We start from the raw sequence: 17102 nt of genomic DNA, 5'->3' as shown, positions 1-17102 counted from the left end.
AAAAAAATTGAAAAAAAATAATTTTAAACCTTCGGGGTTTAATCCTACATGGATATATGCCATTATTGGATTATTGCTGATTGCCTTTCTATTATTTTCTGATAATATTGGAGGTGCCGGCGGAACTACTAAAAACATAGACCGTACGACTTTCCTTTCTTATGTAGAAAAAGGTTACGTAAAAGAAGCCAATCTAGAAAAAGAATCAGGACGTGTAAGTGTATATTTAACGGACGCAGCTCTGAATACTGAAGAATTTAAAAAGTTTAAAAAATCAAACGAAACTTTAAATCCTTTTGCTACAGGTGCTCCAAACTTTATTTTCAATGTTGCTGATGCAGGAAATTTTGAAAAAGATTTTTATGCTAACGTAGAAAAGAGTCCGAATAAAACTGCCGTTCTTAACACACAAATTTCAAATGGTTTTGGAAGTTTGTTTATGAATCTTTTCATTTCATTAATTTTCTTCGGATTAATCTACTTCTTACTATTTAGACGAATGGGCGGAGGCGGATCTGCTGGAGGTGGCGGAGGAATTTTTTCTGTCGGAAAATCGAAAGCGAAATTATTTGAAGGTGATGATCATATCAAAACAACTTTCAAAGATGTTGCAGGTTTAGAAGGTGCAAAAGAAGAAATTGAAGAAATCGTTGAATTCTTGAAACACCCAGAAAAATTCACAAAATTAGGTGGACGTATCCCAAAAGGAGCCTTATTAGTAGGACCTCCGGGTACAGGTAAAACCTTATTAGCAAAAGCTGTTGCTGGAGAAGCGAAAGTTCCTTTCTTCTCATTATCAGGATCAGATTTCGTAGAAATGTTTGTGGGAGTTGGTGCATCTCGTGTACGTGACTTATTCAAAAATGCAAAAGAAAAATCTCCTTCAATTATCTTTATTGATGAGATTGATGCAATTGGTCGTGCGCGTGGAAAATCTAACTTTACAGGTTCTAATGACGAACGCGAAAATACATTAAGACAATTATTAACAGAAATGGATGGTTTCGGAACAGAATCTAACGTAATTGTGATTGCTGCAACAAACCGTGCTGATGTATTGGATAAAGCATTGATGCGTCCAGGTCGTTTTGACCGTATTATTCACGTTGATTTACCTGAATTAAACGAACGTAAAGAAATCTTCGCGGTTCACTTACGTCCATTAAAATTAGGAGAAGATGTTGAGATCGAATTTTTAGCAAAACAAACGCCAGGTTTCTCTGGTGCAGATATTTTCAATGTTTGTAATGAAGCGGCTTTAGTTGCTGCTCGTAAAAACAAAGAAGTCGTAGAAAAACAAGACTTTTTAGATGCTGTTGACCGTATTATTGGTGGATTAGAGAAGAAAAGTAAAGTGATTAAACCTTCTGAGAAAAAACGTATCGCTTATCACGAAGCTGGTCACGCTACAATTGGTTGGTTAACAGAACACGCTGCGCCATTGGTAAAAGTAACTATCGTTCCTCGTGGACGCTCATTAGGTGCCGCTTGGTATTTGCCAGAAGAAAGACAAATTACAACGACAGAACAATTGTTAGACGAAATGTGTATGACAATGGGTGGTCGTGCTGCTGAGGAAGTTGTTTTCAATAATATTTCTACAGGTGCATTAAGTGATTTGGAAAAAGTAACAAAACAAGCTTCTGCAATGGTAAGTATTTACGGATTGAACAAAGAAGTTGGTAATGTTTCTTATTACGATTCATCTGGACAAAATGAATATGGTTTCAGCAAGCCTTATTCAGAACAAACTGCTCAGGTAATTGATAAAGAAGTAAAAACAATGATCGAAGCTCAATATGATAGAGCAAAAGATATTTTACGTGAACATCGCGATCAATTAGATGTTTTAGCTCAAAAATTAATTGAGAAAGAAGTTATCTTTAGAGAAGATTTGGAAGAAATTTTCGGACCAAGAAAATTTGTAAGCGAATTGGATCAAATCGAAGAAAAACAAGAAGAAGCTATAGAAGCTGGTCCAGAACAAGTGATTCAACCAGAAGCTGGAAATGATATTTAATCAAATTCATTCAAAATAACAGAAAAAATCGTCCAAATCGGACGATTTTTTTTTTACTTCTTATTATATTGTTAAAAATTATTACCTTTAGGCTGTAATTGATTAATTTCATATAAAATCATGAGTTTTCATGTGGAAAGCAATTAAAAACCTACTTAAAAAAGCTACTGAAAAATCAGCAGAGAATTCAGATGATAATCACATTGATTTGTTTCATCCAAATTATGCTGACCAAAAGATTTCTATGGACGAAGTTTTTGCTACAAACTTTAATGTAGGTGGTGGACATTTTTTATTTTGTGATAATATAGAAGAAGCATCTAAAAACCTTAAAGAAATTGTCAATTACGAAAATGTGACCGAATTAATTTGTCCTGATCCGAATTTACAACAGGTTCTTAATTCAGTCAATATTCCTTTTGTCGAAAACCCATGCGATTCTCGTTATACACTTAGTTTTCTTGGTTGCGAATTTCTGATTGCTTTTGATGGAAGTATTATGTTATCGGCACATCAAACTTATGGTAGAAATATTGCTGATTTTCCGTCAAATTTTATTATCTATGCACGCCCGTCACAATTAGTGGAAAATGTGAGCGTGGCATTACAGAAATTACGAACATTAAAAAAAGATAACCTTCCATCTAAAATAACTTCGATTCGTGGAAAAAATATGCACAAATTTCCGAACGTAGACAATGCGAAGAATATTTATTTGTTATTGGTTGAAGATTAGCTATGAAAAATTTAGCAATTAGAGCTTTCTCTGGACTTATTTACGCACTTATTATATTTTTCGGGACAACGATAACCCCAAAAGGTTTGATTGTTTTGATGATGGTTTTTGGACTTTTTTGTTTGTACGAATTTTTTAAAATTACTAATCTTACCAATAAACTTTATCAATTAGGTGCACTTTTAGTCGCATTAGTTGTTTTTGGATATTATGGAAAAGAATTTTTAGAAGCTTTTGAAACTTCAAATCATTACTATTTTCATTTAAGAAGTTTATATTTCATCATTCCGGTTTTATTTGTTTTTAGTATTTATATTATTTTCAAATCAACCAACGAATTGTTGAACGATTTTGGAAAAGCTACTTTAGGATTAACATACGTTATCGCACCATTTGCCTTAGCCTTAACTTTACCTAGTTTTGATTATAATTTAGGCGAAAAAGTGATGCATTACGAAGTATTTTTCGTTTTCTTATTACTTTGGTGTAGTGATACATTTGCATATTTAACAGGAAACTTAATTGGAAAACACAAATTAGCACCTAAAATTTCGGGAGCAAAAACGTGGGAAGGTTTTTTTGGAGGAATAGTTTTTACTTTATTAGCTGGATTTTTGATTCAGAAATATTTTGGAGAAAACTTGCACGGAAACTGGATGATTATTGGTTTGATTGTTGCTGCATTAGGTCCATTAGGAGATTTGACAGAATCTAAATTAAAACGATTTTTCAATGTAAAAGACAGCTCTAACCTTATTCCAGGACATGGTGGTTTTTTAGATCGATTAGATAGTTTTATATTTGTCGTACCATTTGTTTATTTATATTATTTATTAGTATATACTTTATGAAACTTCACAGAGAAGGAACAGCAATTTTGATAGGTTGCTTAATTTTATTTGCAATCGCTACAGGAGTATTACATTACTTTTTTCCTGTATATGGTTTTTACTTTGCCTTACCATTATGGATACTTTACGGATTTATCGTTTGGTTTTTTAGAAACCCAATTCGTGAATCAGATTCGTCAGAAAACTGCGTAATCGCACCAGTTGATGGAAAAGTTGTTGTATTAGAAGAAGTATTTGAAAGCGAATTTTTGAATCAAAAATGTATTCAATTATCAATTTTCATGACACCTCTTAATGTACATGTAACGCGTTATCCTGTGAATGGAAAAGTGATTTATTCGAAATATCATCCAGGAAAATTTTTGGTTGCATTTCATCCAAAATCATCAGAATTAAATGAAAGAACAACTGTTGTTGTAGAAAATGCAGATCATACAAAAGTTCTTTTCAGACAAATTGCAGGTGCAGTTGCGCGAAGAATTGTTTGTTACAGTAAAGAGAATGACGATGCTGTTGCGGGTAAAGAATATGGTTTTATCAAGTTCGGATCGCGTGTTGATATCTTTTTACCACTTGATACAGAGATCAATGTAAAGGTTGGAGATAAAACAAAAGGTGGAATTCAGAAAATTGCACAATTGAAATAAATCAGTTAGTTGAACTCAATGTTTTTAACTAATTTTGTCAAAACAATATATAATAATATACCCATACAATAAATTTGTAAGACATGAAAAAATTAATTCTTTTAGTAGCTGTTGCAGCATTCGCTACTTCTTGTAACTCTAAAGCAAGTGTAAATCACGGAGTTCTTCCAGTTGTTCACGAACCAGCTACTGCAGAAGAAATGCACCACAAATCTGAAGCTGCTCACGAAGGTCACGGAAAACATGAGGAAGCTGTTGAAGAAAAACACGAAGAAGTGAAAGATTCTACAAAAACGGCAGAAACTCCGAAAGTTGAGAAAAAAGATACTGTAAAAGCTGGTCATTAAGATTCAGCTTTTTTTGTTTTTTATAGATTTATAATCTGTTTATCATCGCCTATTACATAATTTTTATTTTTAGGACGAATATAAAATGAACGTGAAGAAGAGTTGTTTTCAGAAATGATTGATAATATCTCTTGATAAGCAAAAAAACTTGTATCAATTGCAATATGATTATTTGATAAAGATTTGAAATCTGATTTCTTATCAATCCAAAATAAATCTTCTGCATTTACTTCTATTTTAGAAATATTATTAGATGAATGTAAAGAAAATTTAAATAATTGAATTAAATATTTAATCAAAATTCCCGAACGTAAAAGTTGATAATGCAACCAATTTTTTTGATAATATTTCGCCAAGAAAATCATCATGGCTTCAAAAAAATGTTTGTAATATTTTTTATCCTTTTTCGTACTTTCTCCTTTGTAATGTAAAACCGTTATATCTCCTTTATAATAATTTTTATAACCAGCCAATTCTGCACTAAAAGACAAATCTATATCTTCTCCATACATAAAATAACGTGGATCAAATCCTCCAATTTCCTGATAGATTTTCTTCGTGGTGAACATAAAAGCACCAACTAAAATTTCGCAAGGAGCAATTTCAAATTCACTAACTTCTAACTTGTAATAATTATTTTTCTTTGAATGATTAAATCGACTATACAACTTAGAAAATGAATTTTTAGCTGTCGGAATATTACGTTTTGATTCTGGATGAAAATTTCCGTTTGTATCTATCATTCGTACTCCCACAAAACCTATTTTTTCTTTTGACTGATGAAATTCAATCAAAGATTCGAATAAATTCTCTGGAATAATTGTATCTGGATTAAGAATCAGAATATATTCTCCCAAAGCATTCTCAACCCCAATATTATTCGCTTTTGCAAAACCAAGATTTTCATTCTGAAGTAAAAAATTTACAGTAGGAAAAGTTTTTTTTAGGAATATAAAATCAATTTCCGATGAGTCATTATCAATTACAATTATTTCTCCATCTACATTTTTTAAAGCTTCCTGACACGAATCAAGACAAAGCTCTAAATGTTTTGGCGCATTATAACTAACAATAATTATCGATAATTTCATTTTAAAATTTATTTTCTGAATATGGGATTCGATGTTGTATAGAACGAACCAACGTCGCTTCGTCTGCATATTCTAACTCATCTCCTACACCAAGACCTCGTGCAATGGTCGAAAAAATAATTTCGGCATTCTTTAATTGTCGATACAAGTAAAAAACAGTTGTATCTCCTTCCATTGTAGAACTTAAAGCAAAGATTATTTCCTTTACATTTTCATTTTGAACACGATCTACCAAAGTTTGAATATTCAATTGACCAGGTCCAATGCCTTCCATTGGAGAAATCTTTCCTCCTAAAACGTGATATTGTCCTTTAAATTGTCCTGTGTTTTCAATTGCCATCACATCGCGTACATCTTCTACCACACAAATTATAGTTTCTTCTCGCAATGGATTATTGCAAATATCACAAATCTCATCATCAGAAATCGTATGACAATGTTGACAATATTTAACATCATCCACCAAATGAGAAAGCGCTTCGGACAAAGCCGTCGTTTGAGATTTAGGACGATTTAGCATATGTAAAACAAGTCGCAAAGCTGTTCTCTTTCCTATTCCTGGCAAATTTGACATTTCTTCTACAGCTCGCTCTAAAACCTTGCTTGGGTAATTCATTCGTTCAAAAAATTATAGACAACAAATTTACAATTTTATCTTCGGAAAATTAATCTATCATCATTCACTCAAAAATATTAAATTTGGGCTTATTTACTAAATAAATTATGAACTCAACAATTTTACTACTTTGTGTTATCGTATACTTTGTAGGACTTTTAGTGATCTCTTACTTCACCAGTAGAAATTCTGACAATCAATCTTTTTTTAACGGAAACAAAAAAAGTAAATGGTGGTTGGTGGCTTTCGGAATGATTGGGACAAGCCTTAGTGGCGTTACTTTTATTTCGGTTCCGGGTACGGTCGGAAAATTAACTGGTTCCGAATATATTTATGGAGGATTCGAATATTATATGATGGTTATCGGATTTTTTCTTGGTTATTTTATCGTCGCGGGGGTATTACTTCCACTCTATTACCGAATGAATCTAACCTCAATTTACACCTATTTAGGAAAACGTTTCAATGTTGAAGCACATAAAATGGGATCGGTTTTCTTTATTATTTCTCGTGGAATTGGCGCAACAGCACGTTTATATTTAGTTGTAAATGTGTTACAAATATTTTTATTAGACAATTTAGGCGTACCATTTTGGGCAACAACATTTGTCTTATTATTGATGATATTATTATACACGTTCGAAGGTGGAGTAAAAACAATTGTCGTAACCGACACCTTGCAAACATCATTTATGATCATTAGCTTGATTGCTTGTATTTGGTTTATCCTTTCGCATCTTAATTTATCTGTTGGTGAAGCTTACGATATGATGCAAGCCAAAAACTATACCCATTTCATTAATCTTGATCCAAATTCGAAAACTTATTTCTTAAAAACAATTTTGGGCGGAATGTTTATCACAATTGCAATGACTGGTCTTGACCAAGAAATGATGCAAAAAAATATTTCGGTTGATAATCTTCAAAACTCGAAAAAGAATATGTTGACGTTTGCTGGAACATTATTGATTGTGAATTTAGCCTTCTTATTTTTGGGTGGATTGCTTTATTTATACGCAATGAGTGAAGGTGGTTTTTATACTGCTGATGGTTTCTTTATGGAACAAGTCGGACAAAATATTATGGGTGATGATATGTTTCCTGCGCTTTCGCTTTTAGGACATCATTTCCCAATGATTATTTCTGTAATTTTTATTATTGGATTAATTTCTGCCTTATTTCCTTCTGCCGACGGAGCTTTAACAGCGGTTACAAGTTCATATTGTGTCGATTTATTAAACATCAACGAGGACAAAGAAAAGTCAGAAAAAGAGAAGAAAAAGATTCGTATTCGTGTTCACTTGATTTTCACGGTAGTTTTCTTTATCTTGATTATGGTTTTCAAAGCGATTAACAACAAATCTATTGTTTATCTTGTGATGGAAATTGCAGGTTATACATACGGACCGTTATTAGGATTATTTGCTTTCGGAATTTTAACGAAACGTAACATTTACAAAAAATATTCAATTATTACAGTTGCGATTTTAGCGCCTATTTTTACCTATATCATCAACGAATTAGTGATCAATTTTACCGATTACAAAATTGGTGTTGAATTAATCATTCTGAATGGTTTATTAACTTTTATCGGTCTATGGTTGGTAAGTTCTAATCGTCAAAAAGAAACAATTATTCATTCATAATCAGAACAATTAACACTCTACAACTATGAAAAAAATCGCCATTATTGGAGCAGGAAATTTAGGAATTTCTATAACAGAGGGTTTAATTAAGAATAAAGCATTCGATCCAAATCAAATTATCGCTACAAGAAATAATTTGAATCAAATTGAACATCTTAAAAAGCTTGGTGTAACGATTACAAATGATAATCATTTTGCTGTAAAAGAAGCTGATTATATTCTGTTGTGTGTAAAACCGTACAAAGTGGAAGAAGTTTTGACGCAATTAAAAGACGATTTTACGACCAATAAAATATTAATTTCAGTTGCAACAGGAATTTCATTGCAAACGTATCAAAATATTTTATCACAAGGTATGTCAATTTTTCGTGCAATGCCTAATACAGCTGCTTCTGTGGAAGAATCGATTACATGTATTTGTGGAAATTCGAAAGATGAAAACATTTTAAATGAAATCAAAACGATTTTCAATCCAATTGGCGAAACAGTTGTTATAAATGAGGAGTTGATGAATGCAGCGACTGTAATTGGCGCTTGCGGAATTGCTTATGTTTTACGATTTATAAGAGCAATGATTCAAGGTGGAATCGAAATTGGATTTGACACACAAACTGCTACAAAAATTGTGACACAAACTGTAAAAGGAGCTGCTGAATTATTAATAGAAAACGGTTTGCATCCAGAACAAGAAATTGATAAAGTGACGACACCAAAAGGTTGTACGATTGCTGGATTAAATGAAATGGAACATCAAGGATTTAGTTCTGCTTTAATAAAAGGAATTAAAACTTCTTTTGATAAAATATAATTATGGAAAAGAAATTAAAATTAATCTGGGATTTTTATGGTCCCGATGCTATACCAACTGCAAAACATCATGCAGTTCACCTGAAACAATACGCAGAAAAAGAAAAGTTACAAAGTACATTTTCTGAATTTGTAGAGGTTGAACCAGAATATGCAGTTGCTTATTTGGTGGTGGTAGAATCTGAAATGATACAAGTTCGTGACGCTTTGATCCCTCACCGTGGCGAATGGCATTCGGAAGAAGAATAAATAAAAAAGACGAAGTTTAGCTTCGTCTTTTTTATTGTTTTAAAAATCGCATAAAATCTCCTCCCCAATTGTAGTGATTTATGTTCTACGATTTTTTTGCCCTACAAAAAAGGATTATTTTTGTTCAAATTTTTATAAACAAACAATGACACTTCAAGAACTTCAAACACAAGTACAACAAACAAGGAGAGATATTTTGAGAATGGTACATGCCGTAAATAGTGGACACCCAGGTGGATCATTAGGTTGTGCAGAATATTTTGCTGCATTATACGGTAAAATCATGACTTACTCTACAGACTTCTCTATGGACGGAAAAGGAGAAGATTTATTCTTCTTATCAAACGGTCACATTTCACCAGTTTTCTACAGCACATTAGCTCGTTCAGGATTTTTCCCAGTAAGCGAATTAGCTACATTCAGAAAATTAGATTCTCGTTTACAAGGTCACCCAACAACACACGAAGGTTTACCTGGAATTCGTATCGCTTCTGGTTCTTTAGGACAAGGCTTATCTGTTGCTTTAGGTGCTGCGCAAGCAAAAAAATTAAACAACGACGATAAATTAGTTTACACATTACACGGTGATGGTGAATTACAAGAAGGTCAAGTTTGGGAAGCTTTTATGTATGCTGCTGGTAAAAAAGTAGATAATGTAATTGCAACGATTGACTACAATGGTCGTCAAATTGATGGTGACACAGACCACGTTTTACCTTTAGGAGATTTGAAAGCTAAATTAGAAGCTTTTGGATGGATTGTTTTAGAAGAAAAAAATGGAAATGACTTAGAAAAAGTAATTGCTATTTTAGAAGAAGCTAAAACATTAACAGGAAACGGAAAACCAGTTTCAATTTTATTACACACAGAAATGGGTAATGGAGTTGATTATATGATGGGAAGCCACTCTTGGCACGGAAAAGCGCCTAACGATGAGCAATTAGCATTTGCATTAGAGCAAAATCCTGAAACTGAATTGACAGATTATTAATAATTTGAATACAACCACAATACTATGAAAACGTTATTTTATTCTATACTTACGCTTTGTTCTTTGACAGCCTTTGGGCAGGAAAAAACATATTCTTTTGACAAAAAAGTATCGTACAAAATCAATTTACCAGAAGAATATCAAACTTATTTGGATGGTCAAAAAGATTTATCTTTTGTAACCTATATTTCTAAAGACGCTGTTTTAGGAACTTCGGAAGGAGGTCCTTACACTTCAGGAAGCTTCAGTAAAGATGCTTTCTTTATCAACAACAGCAAGTTTTTCGAAGTCTATGCCAATTCATTAGAAAATCAATTATCGATAAAAGCACCTTATTATTATGAAGGCATGTCGGATGATAGTTTAAAACCTTATTCGGATAATTTGTTCGAGAAATTTATTTCAGTTAAAAATCTAAATTCATCTACAACGATCAATGGATACAAGTGTAATGAATACGAATTAACATCTAAAACAGATTTCGAAACAAAATCTTCTACATTATGTGTTGATGAAAAAAATGCAATTAATAACGTTGCGATTATGTTTCCTCAAACAAAACTGAAAGGTCTTTTGATACGATATGACGCAGGAGATTTTAATGGATTAACAATTCAAAATATTGCAAATTCTAACGTAAAAGTAACTTTTGATGAGAAAAAAGAAATCGAAAGTTTTACTAACGAATTGGCAAAAAAGAAACAAGAATACGATAACATGATGTCGTCTGTAGATACGGCTTATGCAGCCGAAGCAGTAGCTTATTCACCAGACAATCGTTACGAGGATCCTATTATTAATTATTACAATTATCAAACATCAGAAAGTGATAACGTAAATAGTCTTTTTGGAACTGTTGCTTCATTAAATTATAGCTTGATTTATAATGATAGTGATTATGATGGAAATCCTGATATAGAGCGTTCTAAAGCTTTGGCAACTGCGCAAGGTTCTACAAATCAATTGGTAAAACAATTCAAAAAGAATAAATTAGCAAACAAAAGCGAAGTAAAAGAATTAAATAACCTTTTCAAAACGTATTTCGATGATGCTAAAAAGTTTAAATTAACAGAAGTTTCAACAGATTATGATGAAGCGGCTGTAGCAGTAGATTCTGCTGTTGCTGCAACAGAAGTTAGTTTAGCCGAATATTATGATCCTTATACATCTGCTTACAAAACGACAGATATTAGCAAAATCGATTTGGCAATCGACAATCCAGACATTCAAGATTTCATGAAAGTTGCACCAGAACATTGCAAAAATTTGAAAGCTAAAATTCCGACTTTTACAGATAAAGATTTAGGAAATTTGGTTTACAATTACGCAGGACAAGTGTGCGATATGTACATTTATCAAAGCGGAAGTGTTGCTCTTTCGGGAACAATTGATGCAATAAGAAAAAGTGTTTTAGAAATCAATAACAAATATGATAAACTGAAAAAAGAAGACAAAGATAAGTTAACTACTTTCTTGAATTCTTTGGATTAATACTTATCAAATCAATTCGATAATGAAAAAATCAATCAGTTTTATATTAACGCTTTTTACATGTTTAACTTTCGCTCAAATGCAATCGTATAAATTCGAAAACGTTATTCAATATCGTATCAAAAGTGATTTCTATTCAGATTTTTTGGACATTTTATCAACCAAAGATTACAAAGCACATTTGATGATTACGCGAACACCGATGGGAAACTTCGCTTCATTAAAAGTAAACGACAATATGTATTCTGTTTACAGCGAAGAAGAAAATCCGAAGGTTTTTAAAATTGATTTCGAAGGCACAAAAGATTTATTAGGAAATTCTTTTTTAGCGACTAATAATCCAAGTTTAACAAATTCCGCAATCGGAAATAGTTATGTTGCGAATAGAACTGGTCAAAAAGAAACGATTCTAAATAAACAATGTGAAGTGTATAACATTTTCAGAAAAGATAATGACAACGACAATGGTACAGAAATTTGCATCGATACAAATTCTAACATCAACACCGTTCCGTTTATCAATTCTGAACTAAATTTGAAAGGCTTGATTTATCGAGTTGGACATAATATTGTGTTAGAAAATGTTGAAATCTTAGAAAATTGGATAAAAAAGAGCGCCGAAGAGGAAGAAGAAATTAATGTTTCGCCAAATGATTTTATTTATCAATTTGATGAAAAAACAGAAGTAGAAAAATACAAAAACGAATACAAAAAACAAAAACAATGATAGACTTAACATACACAGAAAAAAAAGATACACGTAGTGGATTCGGAGATGGATTGACAGAGTTAGGAAGAACAAATCCTAACGTTGTTGCATTGTGTGCTGACTTGATTGGTTCATTGAAAATGGATCAATTTATCAAAGAAAACCCAGAGCGTTTTTTCCAAATTGGTATTGCTGAAGCAAACATGATGGGAATTGCTGCAGGTTTGACAATTGGAGGTAAAATTCCTTTCACAGGAACTTTCGCTGAATTTTCTACAGCTCGTGTGTACGATCAAATTCGTCAATCTATCGCTTACTCTAACAAAAATGTAAAAATCGCTGCATCGCACGCTGGTTTAACATTAGGAGAAGATGGTGCAACTCACCAAACATTAGAAGATATTGGTTTGATGAAAATGTTACCAGGAATGGTGGTTATCAATCCTTGTGATTACAATCAAACTAAAGCGGCTACAATTGCTGCAGCTGAATACGAAGGTCCTGTTTACTTACGTTTCGGACGTCCTGCTGTTCCAGTTTTCACGCCAGCTGACCAAAAATTTGAAATTGGTAAAGGTATCTTAATGAACGAAGGTTCTGATGTAACAATTGTTGCGACAGGTCATTTAGTTTGGGAATCTTTAGTTGCTGCTGCTGAGTTAGAAAAAGAAGGAATTTCTTGTGAGGTAATCAATATTCATACTATCAAACCATTGGATGAAGAAATTATCTTAAACTCTGTAAAGAAAACAGGAAAAATTGTAACAGCTGAAGAACACAATATTTTAGGTGGTTTAGGAGAATCTGTTGCAAGAGTTTTAGCACAAAAATTACCAACAAAACAAGCTTTTGTTGCGGTTAATGATAAATTTGGTGAATCTGGAACACCTTCAGATTTAATGAAAAAATATGGAATCGATTCTACTGCTGTAATCGAGAAAGTAAAATCTTTACTTTAATTCCATTATAATATTAAAAAGGAGCTAAAAATTTAGCTCCTTTTTTTATAGGTTAAATATAAATAGGTTGGTTGAAAAAAGCAAAACTGCTTTAATCCTATAGATATTTTGCAAAATTAGTTTATATTGCTAATTCAAAAAATACTCATTTAATGGTATTTTATTAATCTTTTACTTGTAAGCATATGAAAAAAGCAAATCAAAAATCTATAACTGAATATGCAAGTATTGTAAAAAAATTGTGGAGTGAAAATACAGATAGTAGAACCTTTAACGAAAAAGATGAGAGTTTTCAATCGATTAATGATTATTTACAAACTTTAGGAAGTCTTGCTCTTGGTGAATCTTTCATGTATTTTATCAGTCCTAATTCTGCAACTTTCGAATATGTATCTCCTCAATGCGAGGATATTTTGGGTTATCTACCTAACGAATACACTGCTGAATTATGCGTAGAAATCGTACATCCAGATGATTTGCAACATGTAATTGATATTCAGCAACGAATTTCAAATTTCAGTATGGAAATTGTTCCAGAAGAAAGAATCAATTATAAATTCACCTATGATTTTCGTGTGATAGATAAAAAAGGTGAAATTCATCAAATTCATTTGCAACATTTCTTTTACGAATTAAGTAAGAATTTTTTACCAAATCGAGTTTTTTGCTTAGCGACTGACATCACACAAATAAAGGTTGGAGGGAAACCGACCATGCATATTTACAACATCAAAGATGGATTGAATAATCTTCTTAATTCAAAAACAAATTCATCTTTACAACTTACAAAAAAAGAAACGGAGATTATAGAATTTCTGATCAAAGGTTACACAAGTCAGGATATTGCTGATGCAATTGGCTTAAGTAAACATACTATTGATACACATCGAAGAAATATTTTGAAGAAAAACGATTGTTCTAATACATCAGAATTATTTAGTCTTTACTTCAAAAAATAGAAAAAAGCAAGCCGATAAGCCGGGTTCTGTCACCTTAATAAATCAAGATGCTTTGTCATTTATCTAGTATTTTAGTTACCTAAAATATCAATCTGCCTACCCCCCAGCAACGAACGAGTAGCTCTTAACTGCTGGTATACATGGCATTGCTCCGCATAGAGTTTACCTGGTTTCACTACAGCCGAACTGTACATACTTTCTGTTGCACTTGTCCTCGCCTCTCGACGGACGGGCGTTACCCGCTATGCTTACTCTTTGGAGCCCGGACTTTCCTCTTCACATACATGAAGCGACAAAGTGGCTTGCTGAGCGCAAATGTACGGCAAAAGTTACCGAAATAAAAAAGGCTTGAACATTTTTGTTCAAGCCTTTCTATTATAGAAACTTAGAAATTATTCTGATTTTTCTTCTTTCGTTTTTCCTTTTACAGAAATTTTAACGCCATCTTTTGCTTCATTTAAGTCAAGGATTAATTCATCTCCTTCACTAATTACAGCGTTGATGATTTCTTCTGCCATTGGATCTTCGATGTATTTCTGAATAGCACGTTTCAACGGACGAGCTCCATAATCTTTATCAAATCCTTTGTCTGCGATAAAATTCTTCGCTTCCTCTGTTAATTCAATATGATAATTTAAAGCTGTTAAACGCTCTATTAAACTTGCCAATTCAATATCGATAATTTTCATGATATCTTCTTTTGTTAATGAATTAAAGAAGATAATATCATCAATACGATTCAAAAATTCTGGCGCGAAAGCACGTTTTAAAGCTGTTTCAATTGTTGATTTTGCGCGTTCATCGGCAGAATCTTTCTTAGATGAAGTTCCAAATCCGACACCATCTCCAAACTCTTTCAATTGTCTTGTACCAATGTTAGACGTTAAAATGATAATCGTATTACGGAAATCAACTTTACGACCTAAACTATCAGTTACATGACCATCATCCAAAATTTGTAATAAAATATTGAATACATCTGGATGCGCTTTCTCAATCTCATCTAACAAAATTACCGCATATGGTTTACGACGAACTGCTTCAGTCAATTGTCCACCTTCTTCGTAACCAACGTAGCCCGGAGGTGCTCCAACTAAGCGAGAAACGGCAAATTTCTCCATGTATTCTGACATATCGATACGAATTAATGCATCGTTAGAATCAAAGATTTCTTTCGCCAAAACTTTCGCTAATTGTGTTTTACCAACACCCGTAGTTCCTAAGAAAATGAATGAACCAATTGGTTTATTTGGATCTTTCAAACCTGCACGATTACGTTGAATTGCTTTCACAACTTTCGTTACCGCTTCATCTTGACCAATTACTTTTCCTTTCATTAACTCATTCATCTGAGCCAATTTTTTCAATTCTTTTTCAGCTACACGATGTACAGGAACGCCAGACATCAACGAAACAACTTCCGCTACATTTTCTTCTGTAACTGTTTCACGATTCTCTTTCGATTCTTGTACCCATTTTGCTTGCTCACGTTTCAAATCACTTTCTATTTGTTTCTCTGAATCACGTAAACGAGCAGCTTCTTCGTATTTTTGAGATTTTACAACTTTCGTTTTCTCTTCGCGAACTTCTTCTAATTTTGCTTCAAGATCTAAAATTTCTTGAGGAACTTTTATATTCTTGATATGCACGCGAGAACCCGCTTCATCTAAAGCATCAATCGCTTTATCTGGCAAGAAACGATCTGTAATATAACGTGTTGTCAAATTTACACAAGCTTGCAACGCTTCATCTGTATAATTTACATTATGATGCGCTTCATACTTATCTTTGATATTATGTAAAATCTGTAATGTTTCTTCTGGAGTTGTTGGTTCAACCATCACATTTTGAAAACGACGAACTAATGCACCATCTTTTTCAATATATTGACGATATTCGTCCAACGTTGTTGCTCCAATACATTGTAATTCACCACGCGCCAAAGCAGGTTTGAACATGTTAGAAGCGTCTAAAGAACCCGTAGCTCCTCCTGCTCCAACAATTGTATGTAACTCATCAATGAAAAGAATAATATCATCATTTTTCTCTAATTCATTCATGATTGCTTTCATACGCTCTTCAAATTGTCCACGATATTTAGTTCCAGCAACTAATGATGCTAAATCTAATGTTACCACACGTTTGTTGAACAATACGCGCGAAACTTTACGTTGTACAATTCTTAACGCTAAACCTTCTGCAATTGCAGATTTACCAACACCTGGCTCTCCAATTAACAATGGATTGTTCTTTTTACGACGAGAAAGAATTTGCGAAACACGTTCTATTTCTTTTTCGCGTCCAACTACAGGATCTAATTTTCCTTCTTGCGCAATCGCTGTCAAATCTCGTCCGAAATTATCTAAAACTGGTGTTTTACTTTTCGAAGTAGGTTTACTTGTAGATGCACGCTCAAAATCGTTATCAGAATCACCTCCATCAAAAGATGGATTTTCTGCACGAGGAGATTGAATTTCCTCATCTTGAAATTGAAATTTGAATTCCTCCTTTACTGTATTGTAATCAATATCCAACTTATTCATCAATTTTGTAATCGGATCGTTTTCATTACGAAGAATACACAATAATAAGTGAATTGTATTTACAGTCGGACTTTTAAACAATTTTGCTTCTAAGAATGTTGTTTTCAACGCTCTTTCAGCTTGTTTTGTCAAACTCAAATTTTTTATATTATTACCTGGAGTTTCTTTTGCTGGGTTTAGGTTTTCTATTTTTTGACGCATTTCGTCTAAATCGACATTCAATGCTTCTAAGACAGAAATGGCTTTCCCTTCACCGTCGCGAATAATCCCCAACAGAAGGTGTTCCGTTCCTATTTGGTCGTGGCCTAATCTCAACGCTTCTTCCTTACTATAAGAAATAACGTCTTTTACTTGTTGTGAGAAATTATCGTTCATTTTATTATTTAAGCTGTCTTTAACAAATATAATTATTCTGATAGACTATAGCATAAATTATGCCT

Annotated in this window: 16 protein-coding genes and 1 other RNA gene; 13 read left to right on the top strand and 4 right to left on the bottom strand. The window is 32.8% G+C overall.

The window, feature by feature from the left end; genetic code table 11:
• The first annotated feature begins 7 nt into the window (after nt 1-7).
• The 5 genes from ftsH (at nt 8) to B2217_RS02885 (ending at nt 4601) form a co-directional block, all read left to right on the top strand.
• Nucleotides 8-2020 carry an ATP-dependent zinc metalloprotease FtsH gene (ftsH, locus tag B2217_RS02905; protein WP_291122068.1) on the top strand — a complete coding sequence of 671 codons (2013 nt, stop codon included), beginning with the start codon at nt 8-10 and terminating at the stop codon, nt 2018-2020.
• A 130-nt stretch (nt 2021-2150) separates the two neighbouring features.
• A complete protein-coding gene (locus tag B2217_RS02900) occupies nt 2151-2756 on the top strand; it encodes a hypothetical protein (RefSeq protein WP_180905067.1) in 606 nt (201 codons plus the stop codon).
• Between the two features lie 2 nt (nt 2757-2758).
• The gene (locus tag B2217_RS02895) at nt 2759-3607 is read left to right on the top strand and encodes a phosphatidate cytidylyltransferase (protein WP_180905068.1); all 849 of its coding nucleotides are present in this window, start codon (nt 2759-2761) and stop codon (nt 3605-3607) included.
• Nucleotides 3604-4254 carry a phosphatidylserine decarboxylase family protein gene (locus B2217_RS02890; RefSeq protein WP_038331813.1) on the top strand — a complete coding sequence of 217 codons (651 nt, stop codon included), beginning with the start codon at nt 3604-3606 and terminating at the stop codon, nt 4252-4254. Before B2217_RS02895 ends, B2217_RS02890 begins: the two co-directional genes overlap by 4 nt.
• 83 nt (nt 4255-4337) lie before the next feature.
• On the top strand, nt 4338-4601 hold the full coding sequence (locus tag B2217_RS02885; RefSeq protein WP_180905069.1) for a hypothetical protein: 264 nt from the start codon (nt 4338-4340) through the stop codon (nt 4599-4601).
• A 20-nt stretch (nt 4602-4621) separates the two neighbouring features.
• Here B2217_RS02885 and B2217_RS02880 read toward each other — a convergent pair whose 3' ends face one another.
• Together B2217_RS02880 and recR are read right to left on the bottom strand one after the other, a co-directional pair.
• Nucleotides 4622-5692 carry a glycosyltransferase family 2 protein gene (locus B2217_RS02880; protein ID WP_280045259.1) on the bottom strand — a complete coding sequence of 357 codons (1071 nt, stop codon included), beginning with the start codon at nt 5690-5692 and terminating at the stop codon, nt 4622-4624.
• 1 nt (nt 5693) lies between these two features.
• On the bottom strand, nt 5694-6308 hold the full coding sequence (recR, locus tag B2217_RS02875) for a recombination mediator RecR (protein ID WP_115001603.1): 615 nt from the start codon (nt 6306-6308) through the stop codon (nt 5694-5696).
• Nucleotides 6309-6415: 107 nt separating this feature from the next.
• Between recR and B2217_RS02870 the strand changes: the two genes are divergently transcribed.
• The 8 genes from B2217_RS02870 (at nt 6416) to B2217_RS02835 (ending at nt 14119) form a co-directional block, all read left to right on the top strand.
• Nucleotides 6416-7954, top strand: coding sequence for a sodium:solute symporter (locus tag B2217_RS02870; RefSeq protein ID WP_280045257.1), 1539 nt, complete (start codon nt 6416-6418; stop codon nt 7952-7954).
• A 25-nt stretch (nt 7955-7979) separates the two neighbouring features.
• The gene (gene proC / locus B2217_RS02865; RefSeq protein ID WP_115001606.1) at nt 7980-8762 is read left to right on the top strand and encodes a pyrroline-5-carboxylate reductase; all 783 of its coding nucleotides are present in this window, start codon (nt 7980-7982) and stop codon (nt 8760-8762) included.
• A gap of 2 nt (nt 8763-8764) precedes the next feature.
• Complete coding sequence (locus tag B2217_RS02860; RefSeq protein WP_115001608.1) at nt 8765-9010, top strand: hypothetical protein; 246 nt, start codon at nt 8765-8767, stop codon at nt 9008-9010.
• 145 nt (nt 9011-9155) lie between these two features.
• Nucleotides 9156-10001: a transketolase gene (locus tag B2217_RS02855; RefSeq protein WP_115001610.1), complete on the top strand. Its 846-nt coding sequence runs from the start codon at nt 9156-9158 to the stop codon at nt 9999-10001.
• A 24-nt stretch (nt 10002-10025) separates the two neighbouring features.
• Nucleotides 10026-11492 (top strand): hypothetical protein, encoded by a 1467-nt coding sequence (locus tag B2217_RS02850; RefSeq protein ID WP_180905073.1) that lies wholly within the window; start codon nt 10026-10028, stop codon nt 11490-11492.
• Between the two features lie 22 nt (nt 11493-11514).
• The gene (locus B2217_RS02845; protein ID WP_180905074.1) at nt 11515-12219 is read left to right on the top strand and encodes a hypothetical protein; all 705 of its coding nucleotides are present in this window, start codon (nt 11515-11517) and stop codon (nt 12217-12219) included.
• Nucleotides 12219-13160, top strand: a complete 942-nt coding sequence (locus tag B2217_RS02840; RefSeq protein WP_180906861.1) for a transketolase family protein — start codon at nt 12219-12221, stop codon at nt 13158-13160. The genes B2217_RS02845 and B2217_RS02840 overlap by 1 nt, the downstream gene beginning before the upstream one ends.
• Before the next feature lie 185 nt (nt 13161-13345).
• Nucleotides 13346-14119: a LuxR C-terminal-related transcriptional regulator gene (locus B2217_RS02835; RefSeq protein WP_180905075.1), complete on the top strand. Its 774-nt coding sequence runs from the start codon at nt 13346-13348 to the stop codon at nt 14117-14119.
• Here the strand turns inward: B2217_RS02835 and rnpB are convergent.
• An RNA gene (rnpB, locus tag B2217_RS02830) (RNase P RNA component class A) lies at nt 14119-14428 on the bottom strand. The two genes, B2217_RS02835 and rnpB, sit on opposite strands and share 1 nt — an antisense overlap.
• An 83-nt stretch (nt 14429-14511) precedes the next feature.
• Nucleotides 14512-17037, bottom strand: coding sequence for an ATP-dependent Clp protease ATP-binding subunit (locus B2217_RS02825; RefSeq protein WP_125350523.1), 2526 nt, complete (start codon nt 17035-17037; stop codon nt 14512-14514).
• Nucleotides 17038-17102: the final 65 nt, after the last annotated feature.

The sequence above is a fragment of the Empedobacter sp. UBA7620 genome, assembly GCF_002484185.1.
Lineage (GTDB): Bacteria > Bacteroidota > Bacteroidia > Flavobacteriales > Weeksellaceae > Empedobacter > Empedobacter falsenii_C.
The sequence above is the reverse complement of the archived record's forward strand: the minus strand, read 5'-3'. Positions and strand labels throughout refer to the sequence as shown.